Here is an 18,907-nt window from a genome sequence, read left to right as displayed (position 1 = left end):
TCTGCCCTTTTGTCAGTTATACACCTAATAAAAATAAAATAATATGAATTTTACTGAAATTGAACGCAAATTTTTGGTTGAGAATACCGATTTTATCTCTCAATCATACAAAAGTACTGTTATTATACAGGCTTATCTCAACTCAGACCCTTTACGAACAGTACGAGTACGTATCAAAGGGGAAAAAAGTTATCTCACCATCAAAGGAAAAAGTGAGGATGGCATTAGTCGATTCGAATGGGAGAAAGAAATTCCCTTAAGTGAAGCACATGCACTATTACCTCTGTGTGAGCCCTTTCCTATAGAAAAGACCCGATACGAAGTCCTTGTAGGTCAGTCCCTGTGGGAGGTCGATGTCTTTCATGGAAAAAACCAAGGACTTATTCTGGCCGAGATAGAACTCAAGGACACAGAAGCAACTTTTGAAAAACCCGATTGGATAGGAAAAGAAGTTACCGCTGAAGCCTGCTACTACAATAGCTATCTAAGCAAACACCCCTACAATGAGTGGAAATCCTCAAAAAACACACAAAAGGGCTGACAAATTGACATATTTTTAAAAATGGCACACTTTGTGCAATAAAGCAGACAGATATTATAAATTAAATAAGATCAATATGAGTGTAAAATTAAAACCATTAGCTGATAGAGTGCTTATAGAACCAGCACCAGCTGAAACTACCACTGCTTCAGGTATTATCATTCCTGACACAGCACAAGAAAAACCTCAAAAAGGAAAAGTAGTTGCTGTAGGAGCAGGTACCAAAGAAAATCCTATAACTGTAAAAGTAGGAAATACTGTCCTCTATGGCAAATATGCAGGTACAGAACTAAAATTAGAAGGGAAAACCTACCTTATCATGAGAGAAAATGATTTGTTAGGAATCTTAGAATAATCTAATACAACCTTAAATATGTTCTATACTTTACAACTCAATGCAAAACTGCAACCCTTTGATAGACATGATTTAGAAGATCTCATAGACGAATTTCTCTCTGAAGAGAATTTAGGAAACACCTCTGGTGGGGGCACCCTAATGTCAAAAGAGGGAGAAATAGAATATTGTGATATAGAAATAGAACTCAATGACACTCCTAATATAGTAGAGAGATTACTACAAAAATTAGAAGAGATAGGGATTCCCAAAGGCTCTAAGCTATACAATGAAGACTGCTCCTATGAGGTAGGTTCCTTAGAAGGTTTAGGGCTCTATATCAATGGCACTGATTTGCCAGAACAAGTCTATGAAACTTGTGATATCAATATAGTCTTCGACACTATCTCTGAGACTTTAAAAGATGTTTTGTTTCTTACTTCCTATCATGAAGGAAACAATGATACAGCCTTGTACTTCTATGTAAAAGGAAGTTTTACAGAAGCTAAAGAACGAATCAAAGATTTTGTAACCTCTTATCCTTTGTGTGAAAAGTGTAGAATTATTCAAATCGCTTAAATAAGTAAAAAATTAAAAATAAAAAAACATGGCAAAAGATATAAAATTTGATATTGATGCACGTGATGGCTTAAAAAAAGGAGTAGATGCTCTAGCCAATGCTGTAAAAGTAACTCTTGGTCCTAAAGGACGTAATGTTATTATTAGCAAATCCTTCGGTGCTCCTACCGTTACCAAAGATGGAGTTACTGTAGCTAAGGAAGTAGAACTTCCTGATGCTCTTGAGAATATGGGAGCACAAATGGTTAAGGAAGTAGCTTCCAAAACCAATGACCTAGCTGGAGATGGTACTACTACTGCTACTGTACTTGCACAAGCTATTGTACGTGAAGGACTTAAAAACGTAGCTGCAGGTGCCAATCCTATGGATCTAAAGCGTGGTATTGATAAGTCTGTAAAAGCTATCGTAAATGAATTGGCCAAACAAAGCCAAAAAGTAGGAGATTCTATTGACAAAATTCGTCAGGTAGCAGCTATCTCTGCCAATAATGACGAAGCAGTAGGAGAACTTATCGCCGATGCTTTCAAAAAAGTAGGCAAAGAAGGAGTGATCACTGTAGAAGAAGCTAAAGGTACCGATACTTATGTAGATATCGTAGAAGGTATGCAGTTCGACCGTGGTTATCTTTCCCCTTACTTTGTAACCAACTCAGAAAAAATGATTGCTGAGCTTGATAATCCTTTTATCCTTCTATATGATAAGAAGATTTCAACTATGAAGGACTTGCTTCCTATCTTGGAACCTGTAGCTCAGTCTGGTAAATCACTTTTAATCATCGCTGAAGACATTGATGGAGAAGCTTTGGCAACCCTTGTGGTTAACAAATTGCGTGGTGCCTTACGTATCGCTGCTGTAAAAGCTCCTGGCTTTGGTGATCGCCGCAAAGCAATGCTTGAGGATATTGCCATCCTTACCGGAGGTACTGTTATCGCTGAAGAAAGAGGCTTTACTCTTGAAAATGCAACTGTAGATATGCTCGGTCGTGCCGAACGTGTAGCTATAGACAAGGACAATACTACAATTGTAAACGGAGCTGGTAAGAGCGAAGAAATTCAAGCACGTGTAGGACAAATCAAAGCTCAGATAGAAGTAACTACTTCTGATTATGACAAAGAAAAACTTCAAGAACGCTTGGCTAAGTTGGCCGGTGGGGTAGCTGTTCTCTATGTAGGAGCTCCTTCTGAAGTGGAAATGAAAGAAAAGAAAGACCGTGTAGATGATGCCCTACATGCTACTCGTGCTGCTGTAGAAGAAGGTATTGTTGCAGGTGGTGGGGTTGCTCTCCTCCGTGCAAGAAATGTACTTCATAAAATCAAAACTGAAAACAGTGATGAAGTTACTGGTATCCAAATCGTATACCGTGCAGTGGAAGCCCCTCTACGTACTATCGTAGAAAATGCTGGTGGTGAAGGTTCTGTAGTGATTGCCAAAGTATTGGAAAGCAGAAATTCTTTTGGATACAACGCCAAAACAGAAAAATACGTAGATATGTTCCGTGCAGGTATCATTGACCCTAAAAAGGTAACTCGTGTAGCTTTGGAAAATGCTGCTTCTGTAGCTGGTATGATCCTTACCACTGAGTGCTCTTTAGTAGATATCAAAGAAGATACTCCTGCTATGCCTCCTATGGGTGGAGGAATGCCCGGAATGATGTAATCAATCTGTATCCATACATTCATAATAATCCGAAAACCCGTCAATCGCTTTGGCGGGTTTTCTTCTTTTCATACCTCAAACTCACAGAAAACCAATCTCTTATTCGCATACCTTCTTTTTAACAAATTATTGACAATAAGAACACTATTGTTTCAAAAAAATATAGTACTTTTGTCTCATAAACTCACTATATATAATATTGATAATCAATATTATATTGTATAATATTCATTATCAATCAGCTAAAAGAATTTTCTATGTACTTAATCTTTGATACAGAGACCACAGGGCTGCCCCGCAACTACAATGCACCTATCAGTGATAGTGAAAACTGGCCTCGTGCCGTACAGATTGCTTGGCAATTGCACGATGAAAAGGGAGCTCTTTTAGAACATAAAGACTTCCTAATAATCCCTGATGGCTATACTATTCCCTACGATGCAGAGCGTATCCATGGAATTTCTACCGAATTGGCCACTGAGCAGGGAGTAAGCATTCACAAGGTATTCGAAGAATTCGAAAAAGCACTTTCCAAAACACAATACATAGTAGGGCAGAATATAGGCTTCGATATCCATATCATGGGTGCCGAATTCTATCGGTATGGGGTAAGTACCGTTTTGGACAAACTGCCTATATTAGATACATGTAGCGAGCTTACGGCTGAATTATGCAAAATTCCTGGTGGACGTGCAGGAAAGTTTAAGTACCCCAACCTCACCGAGCTACATGAGTTTCTCTTTGGAACTCCTTTTGCTGAAGCACATAATGCTACTGCCGATGTGGAAGCTACTGCTCGTTGTTTCTTTGAACTCTTACGCAGAAATGAAGGTTTTTCCTCCTCGGCAATCTCCCCAGAGGCTATACTACTTATCCAAGAAAACCACCCCTCCCCTATTTCTCTTTGGGGGTTGAAACATATCAACTTAAAATCGGCCTCTGAAAAACTAAAAAGTAAGGAACAGAGAGGGCTTTCTGACTCTGAGATTAGCGAAAATCTCGCCCTTTTACAATCGGCTCCCTTTGCTCATCTGCACAACCATTCTCAACATTCCGTATTGCAGTCTACTGCATCTATAGCCGACTTAGTAAATGCTGCCGCCAAAGAGCAGATGCCAGCGGTAGCGCTGACTGACCATGGCAATATGATGGGAGCTTTCCACTTCACCAAGGAGGTTGCCAAGTATAACAAAGAAGCTAAAGCCAAGAATGCCCGAGCCCAGGAAGAGGGGAATGCACCTACCCATACCCTACTCAAACCTATCATTGGTTGTGAGTTCTATGTCTGTGAAAACCATTTAGATAAAACAAAGAAAGACAATGGCTATCAGATAGTTCTCTTAGCGAAAAACAAAGAAGGGTACCAAAATCTGATTAAAATGGCATCTATCGCCTATACAGAAGGATTTTATTATGTGCCTCGTATAGATAAAGAAATCGTACAGCGCTATAAAGATCAGGTCATTGCACTCTCTGGAAATCTCCAAGGTGAAATACCCTCTAAGATTCTCAACCAAGGAAACCGACAAGCAGAAGAGGCCTTGTTGTGGTGGAAGGAACTCTTCCAAGATGATTTCTATATAGAACTAATGCGACATGGACAAGAGGACGAAAATCGTGCGAATACTGTCCTTATAGAATTAGCTAAAAAACATGCCATCAAGCTTGTAGCTACCAATAACACTTATTATATCAATCCTAAAGATGCCAATGCCCATGATATTTTGCTTTGCGTAAAGGATGGAGAAAAACAAGCTACCTCCATAGGGCAAGGGCGAGGTTTTCGCAATGGACTGCCCAATGAGGAATATTATTTTAAATCCTCCGAACAGATGAAAGAACTCTTCAAGGATATCCCTGAGGCAATTCTTTCCATACAAGAGATTATTGACAAAATTACTCCTTACGAACTGGCACGAGATATTCTTTTGCCTAAATTTTCCATTCCCAAGGAATTCCAAGTAGAGGATGACCCGACAGGCAAAAAGGGAGAAAATAAATATCTAAGACACCTCACTTATATAGGTGCCGAAAAGCGCTATAAAGAGCTTACTGACGAAATTCGAGAACGTATTGATTTTGAGCTTTCTATTATAGAAAAAACAGGATATCCTGGATACTTCCTTATTGTGGAAGACTTCATCACTGCCGCGCGCAATATGGGAGTCTCTGTAGGTCCTGGGCGTGGATCTGCTGCGGGTTCAGCAGTGGCTTACTGTTTGGGAATCACCAATATAGACCCTATCGCTTACGACCTACTTTTTGAGCGTTTTCTCAACCCTGATCGTGTGAGCATGCCCGATATTGATATTGACTTCGAGGATGACGGACGTGGTCGAGTATTGGACTATGTAATAGGTAAATATGGAGCCAACCAAGTAGCTCAAATATCTACCTATGGCACTATGGCTGCTAAATCATCTATAAGAGATACTGCACGTGTTTTAGACCTGCCGCTGAAGGATGCCGACCAGATTGCCAAACTCGTTCCTAATATTTCTCTCAAAAAAATCTTTTCTCTCCCTGATGAAGAGCTTAAGGAAAAGGTAGGGAGTGATTTCCCAAAAGTCACTGAACTTAAGAAAATTGCACAGGGGCATGATCTGGCTGCCAAGACAGTACAACAAGCTTGTATCTTGGAAGGATCAGTGCGTAATACAGGAATTCATGCCTGTGGAGTTATCATCACTCCCGATGATATCACCAACTTCGTTCCTGTGATGCTTGCCAAGGACTCAGACCTATTCGTTACCCAGTTCGACAACTCTGTTGTGGAGAGTGCAGGACTACTGAAGATGGACTTCTTGGGACTGAAGACCCTAACTATCCTTAAGGATGCGGTATCTTTGATCCAAAAACGACATAACATCACTCTGGATATAGAAGAAATTCCCTTAGATGATGTCCCTACCTATGAGCTCTTCCAGCGTGGTGAGACCATTGGCATTTTCCAATACGAATCCCCTGGTATGCAAAAACACATGCGAGAGCTCAAGCCTACTGTTTTCGGGGATCTTATCGCTATGAATGCCCTCTACCGACCAGGACCTATGGATTATATTCCAAGTTTTATCCATCGTAAGCACGGGAAGGAACCTATCACTTACGACTTGGCTGATATGGAAGAATACCTCAAGGATACCTATGGGATCACTGTATACCAAGAACAGGTAATGCTTCTTTCTCAAAAGTTGGCTGGTTTCACTAAGGGGGAAGCCGATAAACTCAGAAAGGCAATGGGAAAAAAACTCAAGGATGTCTTGGCCGAGATGAAGCCTAAGTTTATCGAAGGAGGAGGTAAAAAAGGGCACCCTGCCGAGACTCTGGAAAAGATATGGAAAGACTGGGAAGCCTTTGCCAGCTATGCCTTCAACAAGTCGCACTCCACTTGTTATGCATGGATTGCCTACCAGACAGCCTACCTGAAGGCAAACTATCCAGCTGAATTCATGGCGGCAGTGCTCTCGAACAACATGAACGATATCAAGTCCATCAGTTTTTTCCTTTCCGAATGTCACCGTATGGGAATCAAGGTACTCAGCCCCGATGTGAACGAATCTGAATATAAATTCACTGTAAACAAAGAGGGAGCTATACGTTTTGGAATGGGAGCTGTCAAGGGATTAGGCAAGGCTGCGGTAGATACAATTGTAGAAACCAGAAAGTCTGGCCCGTACAAGTCTGTTTTTGATATGGTAAAACGTATAGACCTCAAGTCAGCCAACAAGAAGGCTTTCGAAAGCCTTGTTTTAGCTGGAGGATTTGACTCTTTCCCAGAGGTACATCGGGCACAGTTTTTCCACCAAGAACCCTCAGAGAATATGGTTTTCTTAGAGAAAATACTCCGCTATGGTGCCAAGGCACAAGAAAGTGCTAAGTCCATACAACTGAGCCTCTTTGGAGACAGTCCTGAAACCCAATTCCCAGAACCCAAAATGCCCAAAACAGAGGAATGGAGTCCTATGGAAAAACTTCATCGTGAAAAAGAAGTTGTCGGAATCTATATCTCTGGACACCCTTTGGATATCTTCCATTACCAATTAAAGTACCTCTGCAACAAAGAAGTTATAGAGCTCGCTGAAGGAATTGAAAGATTTGAAAATCAAGAAGTTAGATTTGGAGGAATTATTACTAAAATAGAACATAAAACCAGTAAGACCGGTAAGGGCTGGGGGCTCTTCACTATAGAAGACTATAGTGGAGGGGCTGAGTTCCGTATCTTTGGAGAGGAATACCTCAAGTTTCGTCATTTCCTATGTGAAAACCAATTCGTTTTTATCAAAGCACATATCAGCCCGGGCTATGTCAATAAAGAGGGAGTCCGAAGTGCCCCTAAGATGAACTTTACTTTTGTTGATTTCTTAGAAAACACCCTTAGTCTCGTACGTAAGTTGCAGATAGCCACCGAACTAAAAGAAATCAATAAAGTAAATATTGATGCTTTCAAGGAGTTTCTTCAAGAATTTCAGGGAAACACTCCTATAAGTTTCCTTATCATTGGAGAAAATGAGAAAAAAAAAATCGAATTGACGCTGAACTGCCCCCATTCTAAAATAGCTATCAGCAAGGAACTCTTCGATTGGCTTTCTGCCTCTCATATGCCTTATCGTATTAATGACGAAGATCGTTGGCTCAATACCTTACAAGAAGAAAAGCCTACCCTTGCTTTAGATACAGAAATCATAATAGAGGAATTTTCTGAGATTGAATAGTAAGGTTTCTCATTCTTTCGTTTGCTCTTGATTTGCAATATTGATTATTAATTGTGCTTTTGCTTTTTAAGACTTTATAGTAAATATGTTTTCTCAACTATTTTCTACAAGATATTAGCATACAGGACATTAGATAATCTCATATTTCTCTAAGAATAGCTTACAAGTACTTATGAAACCTCAAAGGAGTAATTAATCCTTAAAAAATTTTATTTTTTCAGATAAAGGAAGTATATTTGCACTCTGATTAAAAACAGCAAACAATGATTAGGAAAATAGTATTTTTTCTTTTTTTAAGTGTAGGGATTTCTATGCCCATTTCGGCACAGATACAGAATCTGAATTTGGATCAGCTCTCCTATATCAATGTGGATCAGCTCTCCAATGAGCAGATACAGGCTTTTTGGGATAGAGTACAAGCCCAAGGATACTCTATTACAGACTTGGAAACAGCTGCTCGAGTAAAAGGAGTTCCTGTCTCCCAGATCAATAAGCTGCGCCAACGTATCATGACACTTTCTTCCTCTACAAATAATAAGAAAAATACTACAACCAACAAGAATAACACTCCAGAACAAGAAATCTTTGGACGTACAGGTAAGGAATACAAAAGAGATACCTTGGCACCTACAAAGAAAAGCCGTGTCTTTGGGTATGACTTTTTCCAAAATCCTAAGATTTCCTTCACTCCTACAATCAATGTACCTACTCCTGAGAGCTACATCATCAACACAGGAGATGAACTCTTGGTAGAAGTATGGGGAGCTGCTGAGAGCTCTACTACACAAAAGGTAGATAACCAAGGAAATATTATCCTTCCTATGGCTGGAAAAGTCCATGTAGGAGGTCTTAATTTCGTAGAAGCTAAGGCGAAAATCAATAGTGCTTTACGCAAAATATACGCAGGTATTTCTGCTCCAGAAGGGAGTTATTCCAAAGTATACACTGGAGTTTCTATAGCCAACATCCGTACTGTGAAAGTCAATATCATTGGCGAAGTAGAAGCACCAGGCACTTACTCTCTCAGTGCCCTATCTACCGTCATCAATGCACTCTATGCCAGTGGAGGCCCCACTGAGAATGGTTCTTTTAGAAATATTGAGGTAGTCCGTGGAGGAAAAACTGTTGCTCACTTGGATATCTATAGTTTCTTACTCAAAGGTTCACAAGAAGGGAATATCAACCTTCTTGACCAAGACGTTATCATTGTCCCTCCTTACAAAAACCAAGTGGAAGTGATCGGATTTGTAAAAAGAGAAGGACTCTATGAGGTAAAAGATGGAGAAAAACTTACGGCTCTAATAGACTACTTTGGTGGATTCAAGTCCAATGCATACAAGGATAATCTAATAGTAGAACGTATCGTTGGAGCTAAGCGCGAAGTAAAAGAAATCTCTCTTAGCCAAGCACAAAGTTTTTCTATGCAAGGTGGTGACAAGCTATTGGTACACCGCCTTTCAGATATTTTCCACAACAAACTTAGTATCACAGGTGCAGTATACCAGCCAGGGAATTATGCCTATTCAGAGGGTATGACTGCCTTAGACCTTATCAATAGAGCCGCTGGAGTACGTGATGAAGCTTATCTCAATCGAGCTATTCTCTTTAGAACTATTGATAGAGTGGATAGACAGAGTGTCAATTTTTCTCTTAAAGACATCTTAGATAAAAAGCAAACCATAGCCTTACAACCCAATGATAGTCTACATGTATATGGCAAAGACAGCTTGAGTATAAAACCTATGGTACGTATAGAAGGAGCTGTACGCAAACCACAGAAGTTTCCTTTTGCTAAGGGACTCAAAGCCGAAGATTTAGTGATTATGGCAGGTGGTTTCACTGAAAATGCAGACAAGACACATTTGCAAGTAGCACGACAGCTCAATGATACTAACTTCAAAACCATCAGTAAGGTATATGACATCACCCTTTCTGAGGGAGTCCCCACAGAAACTATAGAGCTGGAGCCTAATGACATTGTTACTGTTCGCTACCAACAAGGATATACTCCTCAGCAGATTGTAAAAGTAGAGGGAGAAGTTTCTTTCCCTGGGTTCTATGCCATCCTTTCCAAAGAAGAACGTATCTCTAACCTTATAGAACGTGCCGGAGGCTTAGCTCCTTATGCCTATATAGAAGGAGCTACCTTGGTTAGAAAAAAGGGAAAGGAAAAAGATGAAAAAACTCAAGAGAAAAGACTCAATGAACTAAAGAAAATTGATAAAGAATTATCCATTATTGAGACAAAAAATACTGATGAGGATAAGAATAAAGACAAAGATACTACAAAGACTAAGAAAGTAAATCAGGAAGAAGATACTGAGGAGGAAGAACTCTCTGAATATCGTGTAGGAATCAATCTAAAGAAGATCATGGAACACAAAGGATCCTACCAAGATCTAATCCTCAAGGATGGAGATGTACTTATTGTCCCTTCTGAAAAACAAACTGTTGAGGTAAAAGGATTGGTACTGGCTCCTTCCTTAGTACGTTATGAGAAAGGGAAATCCACTCGATCATATATCAATAGTGCGGGAGGCTTCTCTGACAAAGCTCAGAAAAAATCGGTGTATGTAATGTATGCCAATGGAGATGTAAAAGGCACCAACCGCTTTCTTTTCTTCAAGAGTTATCCTAAATTAGCTCCTGGAGCTGTTGTTATCGTTCCTGAAAAACCTGAGAAGAAAGGACTTACCACTACTGAAACAGTAAGTATCACCACGGCACTAACCACTTTGGCTATTTTAATCTATAATACATTCAAATAATTATGAGTCAGGATATTCAAAAAGATGATGAAATAGATTTGCTTGCACTCTTACAAAAGATAGTGCAAGGGAAAAAGACAATTTTTAAGTGTTTCTTAGTTTTCTTCGTCATAGGAGTCTTTATAGCCATTTTTTCTAAGAAGGAATATACAGCCACTTCACTTGTACTGGCTCAGGAGAATAATGCGGCTGCAGGAGGAAGTCTCTCTGGTTTAGCCTCTTTGGCAGGGATTAACCTTAGCAGTGGAAGCTCTGACCTTATCTCTCCTAAGCTTTATACCAGTATTGTCCAGAGCATTCCTTTCCAAAGAAAAATGATACAAGCCCATATCAAAGTACAACAAAGTAATACACCTATTACTTATCAGGAATATTACCAAAAATACAACAAGGGAAATTTCTTAGATGTAATACAAAAATATACTATAGGACTCCCCTCTCTTATCGTAGATAAGGTTACTCCTTCTGAGGAAAGTATCCCACAGTATACTGCCACAGAAAAAGACACCTCTGAAGTGTATTCCCTTACTCCAGAGGAGAGTGGTCTTTTTGGGCTTTTGAAAAGTCAACTAAAAATTACCAATAATGAAAAAGACAATACCGTAAGTCTTTCTTTCTCCATGGGAGATCCTGTAGCTGCTGCTCAGATGCTTGAACAAGCAAAAAACTATCTTCAGGAAACTATCATTGAGTTCAAAACACGTAAGGCTAAAAAACAATTAGAATTTATACAAAAGCAATACGAAGAAGCTGAAAAATCTTTCAAGGAAAAACAAATCCGATTGGCAGCCTTTCAGGATAGTAATAGGGGGCTTATCACAGCAGTACCTATGACACGACAGTCACAACTACAATCCGACTATAACTTAGCCTATAATCTCTATGTAGAACTAGCTAAGCAGTATGAAAACCAAAAAATAAAAGTTCAAGAAGATACACCTGCTTTCATTACTATAGAGCCTGTAAGTATTCCCTTGGAAAAATCAAAACCTAAAAAAGGAATGATTATTGCCATTTGGAGCTTTTTGGGGATTGTTATAGGAATTGGCACTATTTTTGCTAAGGATTTTATGAAAGCTATGAAAAATAGATCTGCAGTACCTGCTCAAGAGTAGTCACTGTTTTCGCCAAAAAATAAAATACAAACTTTATTACAACTATTATGAGTTTAAATAAGAATTCTGTTTTAGGATACGCTACCCTTATCATGATTCTATTTGGATTAATTCTCATAGGATTGGGTATTTTTCGTTATGAGGAAGTTGCAGGATGGGGATTTGCTACCACAGGAGCTGGTTTCTTAGCCATCGCTTGGGTATTCGATTCTCTAAAAGGGAGGGTATAAAATAGAATATTAAAATATAAACTAAAAAATGTCTGAATTTCAACCTATTCCAAAGGCTTACATCTGTAACCCTTTGCAACATAAGACCTATTTAATCAATGGAGAGCTTAGGGAGTGGAGAGGTGCTTATGATGAAGTCTATTCCACTATTTCCTCTACTGAAGTGTATGCACCCACATTGGTAGGTAGTGTGCCTCACTTGGACAAAGAACAAGCTTTAGAAGCCTTAGAGGCTGCTGCCAATGCTTTTGGGAAAGGAAATGGCTTATGGGCTACCATGAGAGTTAGGGATCGTATAGAAATCTTAGAGCGATTCACTGAGAAGATGAAGACCAAACGGGATGAAGTCATGCATCTGATGATGTGGGAGATTGGGAAGACTATTAGTGAATCTCAAAAAGAATTTGACCGTACTATTGAGTATATCTATGATACCATAGAGGAGTATAAAAAGTTAGATCGTGATAGTGCACATTTTCAGAAAAGGGATGGCGTATACGCTCATATTCGCCGGGGCCCTCTGGGAATTGTATTGTGCTTAGGCCCCTATAACTATCCGCTTAATGAGGCTTTTGCACTGCTAATACCCGCACTTCTGATGGGAAATACAGTTATCTATAAGCCGCCCAAGTATGGAGTACTACTCATCACTCCTTTGTTAGAGATTTTCAAAGAATGCTTCCCAAAAGGGGTTATCAATATTATCTTCGGACGTGGGCGAGAGATTGCTACTCCTATCATGGAAACGGGCCGTGTAGATGTCTTAGCCCTTATAGGCAATAGCCGCTCAGCAATCGCTCTTCAGGACAAACATCCTCACAAGAATCGCTTGCGACTTATCTTGGGGTTGGAGGCCAAAAACCCAGCTATTATACTCCCTGATGCAGATATAGAACTTGCTGTAAATGAGTGTGTCGCAGGAGCTCTAACCTTCAACGGACAGCGTTGTACAGCTCTGAAAATCATCTATGTGCACAATGCTATCAAGGAAGAGTTTCTTTCTAAGTTCACCGAAAGAGTCGACGCACTGCCTTTTGGAAACCCTTGGGAGCTAAACGTAAAACTCACCCCCCTACCTGAGCCTGACAAGCCGCAGTATATCCAAGATCTGATAGATGATGCTTTGAACAAAGGAGCTAAAATACTGAATAAAAAAGGTGGAGAACGTAGTGAAAACTTTATATTCCCAGCAGTCTTAGCCCCTGTAACTCCTGATATGCGTGTATACCAAGAAGAGCAATTTGGTCCTGTAGTGCCTGTTCGTTTTTTCTCTGATATAGAAGAAGTAAGGCAGGAGATAGCCGACTCTCACTATGGGCAACAGGTGAGTCTCTTTGGGAAAGATATCTATACCTTAGCCCCACTAATTGACAATTTGGTCAATCTCGTATGCCGCGTGAACCTCAATAGTCTGTGCCAGCGAGGCCCTGATGTATTCCCTTTTACAGGACGAAAGGATTCGGCTGTGGGAACCCTCAGTGTATATGATGCCCTCCGCTCGTTCTCCATCCGTACATTCGTAGCATCAAAGGACAACCCTTATAACAACGAGATTTTGGAGAACCTACTCAAAACGGGAATATCTAATTTCGTTCACAACGATTATGTATTATAGAATATTTTGATTTTTAATATATTATCATGAAATTGTTTATCATTGTATCTATTATTTTAGCTCTATGTATTTTAGGTATGGCTATCAAAATATGGGCTAAAAAAGATGGCAAGTTTTCAGGTACTTGTGCCAGCCAAAACCCTCACCTAAACCCCGAAGGGACACCTTGCAGTTTTTGTGGGAGACTCCCTGAAGAGGCAGAATGTCGAAAATCATAAACTATGTAAGTCAGCTATTTTCTCAAGTAGCTGACTTTTATTATACTAACCCCAGATCATGAAGCCTGAAGCCTTTAATTTCCCTTTGTTTCTAATCCTCTTAGGGATATGCTTAGGAATTATTATACAAGATACATGGAGTATCCTACCTCCCTTTGTCTGTATATTACTCTCCTTGGGGAGTATTCTATTCCTTTGGGCTTGCTTCTACCTATTAGAAAAATTTCAAAAAATAGCTATCTTTCTATGTGGATTGTTCATAGGAGCTCTTTGTTATAATATACATAATCCTGCAAGCAGAAAAGATCATTATGTGCAGCTACTGATCCCTGATAAGGAATATACTTTTTCTGGAGTAGTTGAAGATATCAAAGGGAGACAACTTGTAGTATCCTTAGCTGAAGTTAAAGGAGAAAAGTGTAGTGGTAAGATTTCTCTATTTCTGAAAGATTCATTGAATCCCACCGCATGTGGCAAATCTATCCTATGCCATAGTAAGCTCTCGCCTATCCCTGCTTCTGGCGATATTTATCATTTTGATTATAAGAAATATATGCAGTATCAGGGAATCTTCTGGAGAGGATACCCCTCTTACTACAAGCTAAGTGATTATCCCTATTTTTCTATTACCCTATGGGCTAAGCAACTACAGACTAAACTTTCTATAGCTCTTGACAAGGAGCCTTTTTCTAAAGACTCCAGAGCTATACTCAAGGCCTTAGTATTAGGAATACGCACAGATAGCCATTTGGAAATCTATCAACAATATATAGATGCTGGTGCGGTGCATATTTTAGCCATCTCTGGGCTACATATTGGGATTATCACTTTCTTCTTGACCAGTTTACTGACTCTCTTTGTCCCCAATAGGTACAAACTCATTAGGATAGGAATCCTTTTAGGCTGTTTATCTTTCTATAGTCTCCTGACTGGTTTTTCTGCCTCGGTACTAAGAGCTGTCCTCATGTTTGGCTGCTATAGTATTGCTTATCTTATGGAAAGCAGAAGAGCCCGATATGATAGCTTACTACTCTCTGCCTTTATTCTACTACTGTGTAAGCCTACTTTTCTATTTGAGGTAGGATTCCAGCTGAGCTATATGGCTGTACTCTCTATCGAGTTCTTTCTTCCCTATTTTAACAGATATATCTATTTTGAGAACAAATTCTTGAATTTTTTCACCAATATTATCAAGGTAAGTATTGCCGCTCAGATAGGTGTTTTCCCCTTATCCTTATATTATTTTCACCAATTTGCAGGATTATTCCTGCTTACCAATATCCTTATTCTCCCTCTCTTAGGAGGAATATTAGCAATAGGTATCATTGTTGTCTTGCTATCCTATAAGGGATGGGTGACCTCAGGACTTATCTACTGTTATGATACGATTCTCCACCTAATGAATAAAATTATTGCTTGGGTAGCCTCCGTAGAGCATATGGTGATACGCGATGTTTATTTTGATAGAATCCTTCTTTGGCTCTGCTATCTGTGTATTATAGGAGGAGCTATATACCTAAAGATAAGAAAGATAACTTTCTTATACCTTTCTCTATTCTCTCTGTTACTGATGCAAAGTTATCTCTTTTATTTGAAATATGAAAGTATTCATACTGAACAGCTTATTGTATTTCAACAATATAAGAAAACCATCATTGCCTCCCAAGTGGGAAAGCAAGCTACCTTTTATCTGTCTGATACCTTGGAGATTCCTACAAAACTTCTTCAAAATTTCCATACCCAACAGCAGCTACAAGAGATTCATTATGAACCTATTAGAAACATTATCCCCTTTAAGAATGATTTTCTCACCATCATTGATGCTCCATTTTACTTAGATCGCTCCTTCCCTACTGACTATATCTTGCTTAGGAATAGTCCGAAAATCCATTTGGAAAAATTTTTATCCACTATCCAGCCTAAAATGCTCATTGCAGATGGGAGCAATCGTCCTTTTATCGTAGAAAAATGGAAACTTACTTGCCAGAAGCTACACATTCCCTTCCATTATACCAAAGAAGATGGAAATTTATCTCTTTAGTGTATACATTTGGTTTCTCACTTGCTCAAATTCTGTCAAGATTTCTTCAAAAACAGCTTCTACACTTTTCTCCCCGTGAATAAGGCTACTCACCTGCCCTATTTCCAGCTCTCCTTCGTCCAAATTCCCCTCAAACATCCCCATTCGGGTACGCCCTTTTCCCAATAATTCTCTAAGCTTCTCAGGTGTTGCTTCTCCATTGCGGTAAAGCATTTCTATCTGAGCATAGAAAGGATTCTTCAGTAAGCGCACAGGAGATAATTCTTTTAAAGTCAAAATGGTATCGCCTTCTTTCGCCTTAATAACCTCTTCTTTGAAGCGCTGATGAACCGTTGCTTCTTTTGTAGCTATAAAGCGACTGCCCATCTGTATACCTTCTGCCCCTAAGGCCATGGCAGCATACATCCCCCTGCCTGTGGCAATCCCTCCAGCCGCTATGACAGGTATATCCACAGCACTACATACCTGAAGGGTAAGTACTAAGGTGGTAGTCTCTTCTTTTCCATTATGGCCTCCTGCTTCGAATCCTTCGGCCACTAACGCATCTACTCCTGCCGCTTGTGCCTTGAGAGCAAACTTGCTACTGCTGACCACATGTACAACTTTGATGCCTCGCTCTTGTAACTGTGCTGTCCAAAGGGAAGGATTCCCCGCAGAGGTAAAGACCACAGGTACTCCTTCCTCCATAATCACCTCCATAGTATGTGCACTATTTTGATACATTATAGGTACATTTACCCCAAAAGGCTTGGAGGTATGTGCTTTGCACTGTCTGATCTGAGTACGCAATTCCTCGGCCGACATAGAACCAGAACCCAACAATCCCAGCCCTCCAGCATTGCTCACCGCTACCACCAAAGGCCACTGACTTGCCCATATCATTCCTCCCTGAATGATAGGGTATTGTATATTGAATAATTCTGTAATACGTGTTTGCATGACAATAATGATTAATGGTTAATATCTTTTCCTTATAAAGTAGATTAGAATTGCAAAGATACAATATTTTCAAGGGTTTGTCAAGAGTTTATAATAAGAAAGTAGGAATAATTCCTTATCCCTACTTTCCTAGTCAGCAATCGGTGAACATTGTTCATTAATCTTCTAAAAAATATCTTTAAGATGCTTCATGCTATTGGCAATACTATCCTTAGCCTCGGCAAAATCACCTTGTCCTATCTTCTTTATCACATTAGTAGCAAAACCTTTCATCTGTTCGAAAGTGATATGAGGAGGCATCGCCAAGGTATCACGATTGGTATAGATATTTACAAGGGTAGGTCCATCATGCTCAAAAGCCGCTTTTACAGTAGCCTCAAGATCTTCCATTTTACGAACTTCATAGCCCTTTATATTCATCAGATCAGCGAGCTTATCAAAAGGGGGATTTACCATATTGGTCTGCCAATCAAGGTAGCCTGATACCTCCATTTCGAGTTTTACCATCGCGAGCGAACGGTTGTTGAAGACAAATATCTTCACTGGATATTGGTACTGCATCAGGGTAGCCAAGTCCCCCAAGAGCATAGAAAGTCCTCCATCACCACACATAGCAACTACCTGTCTACCCTTAGAAGAGGCCGCTGCACCAATGGACATTGGGAGCGCATTAGCCATCGAACCATGGTTGAACGAACCGGTAAGGTAGCGCTTGCCTGTTCCCTTGATAAAGCGTGCTGCCCATACCACATTCATACCTGTATCCACTGTAAAGATAGCATCATCAGCTGCATATTTGTCTAAGAGCTTAGCTGCATACTCAGGGTCTATCTGGTCTACTTCTGTTTTTTCCTTGGCATAGTCATCCAATGATTTTTCAAGTTCCACATACTCTTTGTGAATTTTCTTTAAGAAACTATCCTCTGTACGAGGAGTCAACTTAGGCAATAGAGCCACAATCGTATCCTTCACATCTCCAGCAAAACCATAATCCACTTTGGCTCGACGACCTATGATATCTGGGCGCTCATCTATCTGAATGATGGTATTTTTCTTAGGCAAGAACTCTGCATAAGGAAAATCCGTTCCCAGCATGATAAGTACATCTGACTCGGCACAAGCATCATATCCAGAACGATGTCCTAACAATCCATTCATTCCTGCTATATAAGGGCTATCGACACGATCGAAGAATATTTTACCTCGGAAAGAAGCTACGATAGGAGCTTTGAGAGTTTCTGCAAGCTGCTCTACCTCTTTCACTGCATATTGGCAACCATGACCACAGTAGAGAGTGATTTTTTTATGCTTGGTGTCATTGAGCACTGCTGCCAATTTGTCAAGCTCACTGTCAGAGGGGCGCACTACAGGTTTGGCTAAGAAAGTCTGTGTAGCAGTAGGAACTTCTTCTAGGTCAGCTCCTGCCACATCGCCAGGTAAGCCCAAGACAGCCACTCCTTTCTCGTTGATAGCCGTTTGTATAGCACGCTGCATCATGGTGGTGAACTGTTTAGGAGTATTAGCTACATACACATATTTGCTACAATCCTGAAACAATAGGAATGGATTGGTTTCTTGGAACCAATGGGTACCAAACTTATGAGTGGCACAAGTGCTGGCTATGGCAATCACGGGATTCCCAGAGCGATTGGCATCATAAAGCCCATTGATTAGGTGTACATGGCCAGGTCCGGAGCTCCCCATACAACAGCCGATACCATTGAGCTCGGCATCCATAGAAGCTGCATAAGCTGCTGACTCCTCATGGCGTACGTGTATCCATTCGAGACGTCCATCCCTACGGATAGCGTCATTGACAGGGTTAAGGCTATCTCCTGTAATGGCATAGACCCTTTTTACCCCTGCTTGTACTAACATTTCGACCAATTGGTCAGATACATTCTTACTCATAATTTTTTATTTCTCTAATTGAGCGACAAAAGTACATATTTTATTCCTCTTTCCAAATTTTTTAAAACAAAATAACAGGAGAACATTTTTGAATGAAGAACAAATAGCTATTTTTAATAGAAGTAAAAACATCTACCTGAAATTCAACACATTAAAAAACAATACAAGATATACAAAATTTAACATTTTTACTTAATTAAAATCAAATATTTTTAGTATTTTTGTGCTTGAATAAACAATATCTGTA

13 protein-coding genes are annotated in these 18,907 nt (G+C 39.8%); 11 read left to right on the top strand and 2 right to left on the bottom strand.

All coding sequences use genetic code 11. The features are described from left to right. Nucleotides 1–43: 43 nt before the first annotated feature. The 11 genes from CGC50_RS13550 to CGC50_RS13500 all read left to right on the top strand — a co-directional run bounded on the left by CGC50_RS13550 (nucleotide 44) and on the right by CGC50_RS13500 (nucleotide 15,810). Nucleotides 44–541 (top strand): CYTH domain-containing protein, encoded by a 498-nt coding sequence (locus tag CGC50_RS13550; protein ID WP_002665596.1) that lies wholly within the window; start codon nucleotides 44–46, stop codon nucleotides 539–541. A gap of 76 nt (nucleotides 542–617) precedes the next feature. After that, nucleotides 618–896, top strand: a complete 279-nt coding sequence (locus CGC50_RS13545) for a co-chaperone GroES (RefSeq protein ID WP_002665504.1) — start codon at nucleotides 618–620, stop codon at nucleotides 894–896. A gap of 18 nt (nucleotides 897–914) precedes the next feature. Beyond that, entirely contained in the window at nucleotides 915–1,454 is a 540-nt protein-coding gene (locus CGC50_RS13540) for a hypothetical protein (RefSeq protein WP_095911228.1), read from the top strand. 28 nt (nucleotides 1,455–1,482) lie between these two features. After that, a complete protein-coding gene (groL, locus tag CGC50_RS13535) occupies nucleotides 1,483–3,111 on the top strand; it encodes a chaperonin GroEL (RefSeq protein WP_002665512.1) in 1,629 nt (542 codons plus the stop codon). Between the two features lie 257 nt (nucleotides 3,112–3,368). Then, nucleotides 3,369–7,823 (top strand): DNA polymerase III subunit alpha, encoded by a 4,455-nt coding sequence (dnaE, locus tag CGC50_RS13530; protein WP_095911227.1) that lies wholly within the window; start codon nucleotides 3,369–3,371, stop codon nucleotides 7,821–7,823. Nucleotides 7,824–8,086: 263 nt separating this feature from the next. Further along, nucleotides 8,087–10,591: an SLBB domain-containing protein gene (locus CGC50_RS13525; protein WP_095911226.1), complete on the top strand. Its 2,505-nt coding sequence runs from the start codon at nucleotides 8,087–8,089 to the stop codon at nucleotides 10,589–10,591. A 2-nt stretch (nucleotides 10,592–10,593) separates the two neighbouring features. After that, the gene (locus CGC50_RS13520; protein ID WP_095911225.1) at nucleotides 10,594–11,706 is read left to right on the top strand and encodes a Wzz/FepE/Etk N-terminal domain-containing protein; all 1,113 of its coding nucleotides are present in this window, start codon (nucleotides 10,594–10,596) and stop codon (nucleotides 11,704–11,706) included. Nucleotides 11,707–11,753: 47 nt separating this feature from the next. Next, nucleotides 11,754–11,936, top strand: a complete 183-nt coding sequence (locus CGC50_RS13515; RefSeq protein WP_002665522.1) for a CAL67264 family membrane protein — start codon at nucleotides 11,754–11,756, stop codon at nucleotides 11,934–11,936. A gap of 28 nt (nucleotides 11,937–11,964) precedes the next feature. Next, nucleotides 11,965–13,551 (top strand): NADP-dependent glyceraldehyde-3-phosphate dehydrogenase, encoded by a 1,587-nt coding sequence (locus CGC50_RS13510; protein ID WP_095911224.1) that lies wholly within the window; start codon nucleotides 11,965–11,967, stop codon nucleotides 13,549–13,551. Between the two features lie 26 nt (nucleotides 13,552–13,577). Beyond that, nucleotides 13,578–13,769, top strand: a complete 192-nt coding sequence (locus tag CGC50_RS13505) for a hypothetical protein (RefSeq protein WP_002665535.1) — start codon at nucleotides 13,578–13,580, stop codon at nucleotides 13,767–13,769. 58 nt (nucleotides 13,770–13,827) lie between these two features. Further along, the gene (locus CGC50_RS13500) at nucleotides 13,828–15,810 is read left to right on the top strand and encodes a ComEC/Rec2 family competence protein (RefSeq protein WP_095911223.1); all 1,983 of its coding nucleotides are present in this window, start codon (nucleotides 13,828–13,830) and stop codon (nucleotides 15,808–15,810) included. Here the strand turns inward: CGC50_RS13500 and CGC50_RS13495 are convergent. Together CGC50_RS13495 and CGC50_RS13490 are read right to left on the bottom strand one after the other, a co-directional pair. After that, the gene (locus CGC50_RS13495; protein ID WP_095911222.1) at nucleotides 15,799–16,749 is read right to left on the bottom strand and encodes an NAD(P)H-dependent flavin oxidoreductase; all 951 of its coding nucleotides are present in this window, start codon (nucleotides 16,747–16,749) and stop codon (nucleotides 15,799–15,801) included. The two genes, CGC50_RS13500 and CGC50_RS13495, sit on opposite strands and share 12 nt — an antisense overlap. Before the next feature lie 165 nt (nucleotides 16,750–16,914). Further along, nucleotides 16,915–18,660 (bottom strand): thiamine pyrophosphate-dependent enzyme, encoded by a 1,746-nt coding sequence (locus CGC50_RS13490; protein WP_095911221.1) that lies wholly within the window; start codon nucleotides 18,658–18,660, stop codon nucleotides 16,915–16,917. Between the last annotated feature and the right edge of the window lie 247 nt (nucleotides 18,661–18,907).

Origin of the sequence: Capnocytophaga gingivalis, assembly GCF_002302415.1 — a bacterium.
GTDB lineage: Bacteria > Bacteroidota > Bacteroidia > Flavobacteriales > Flavobacteriaceae > Capnocytophaga > Capnocytophaga gingivalis.
This window is presented reverse-complemented; position numbering and strand designations above follow the sequence as displayed.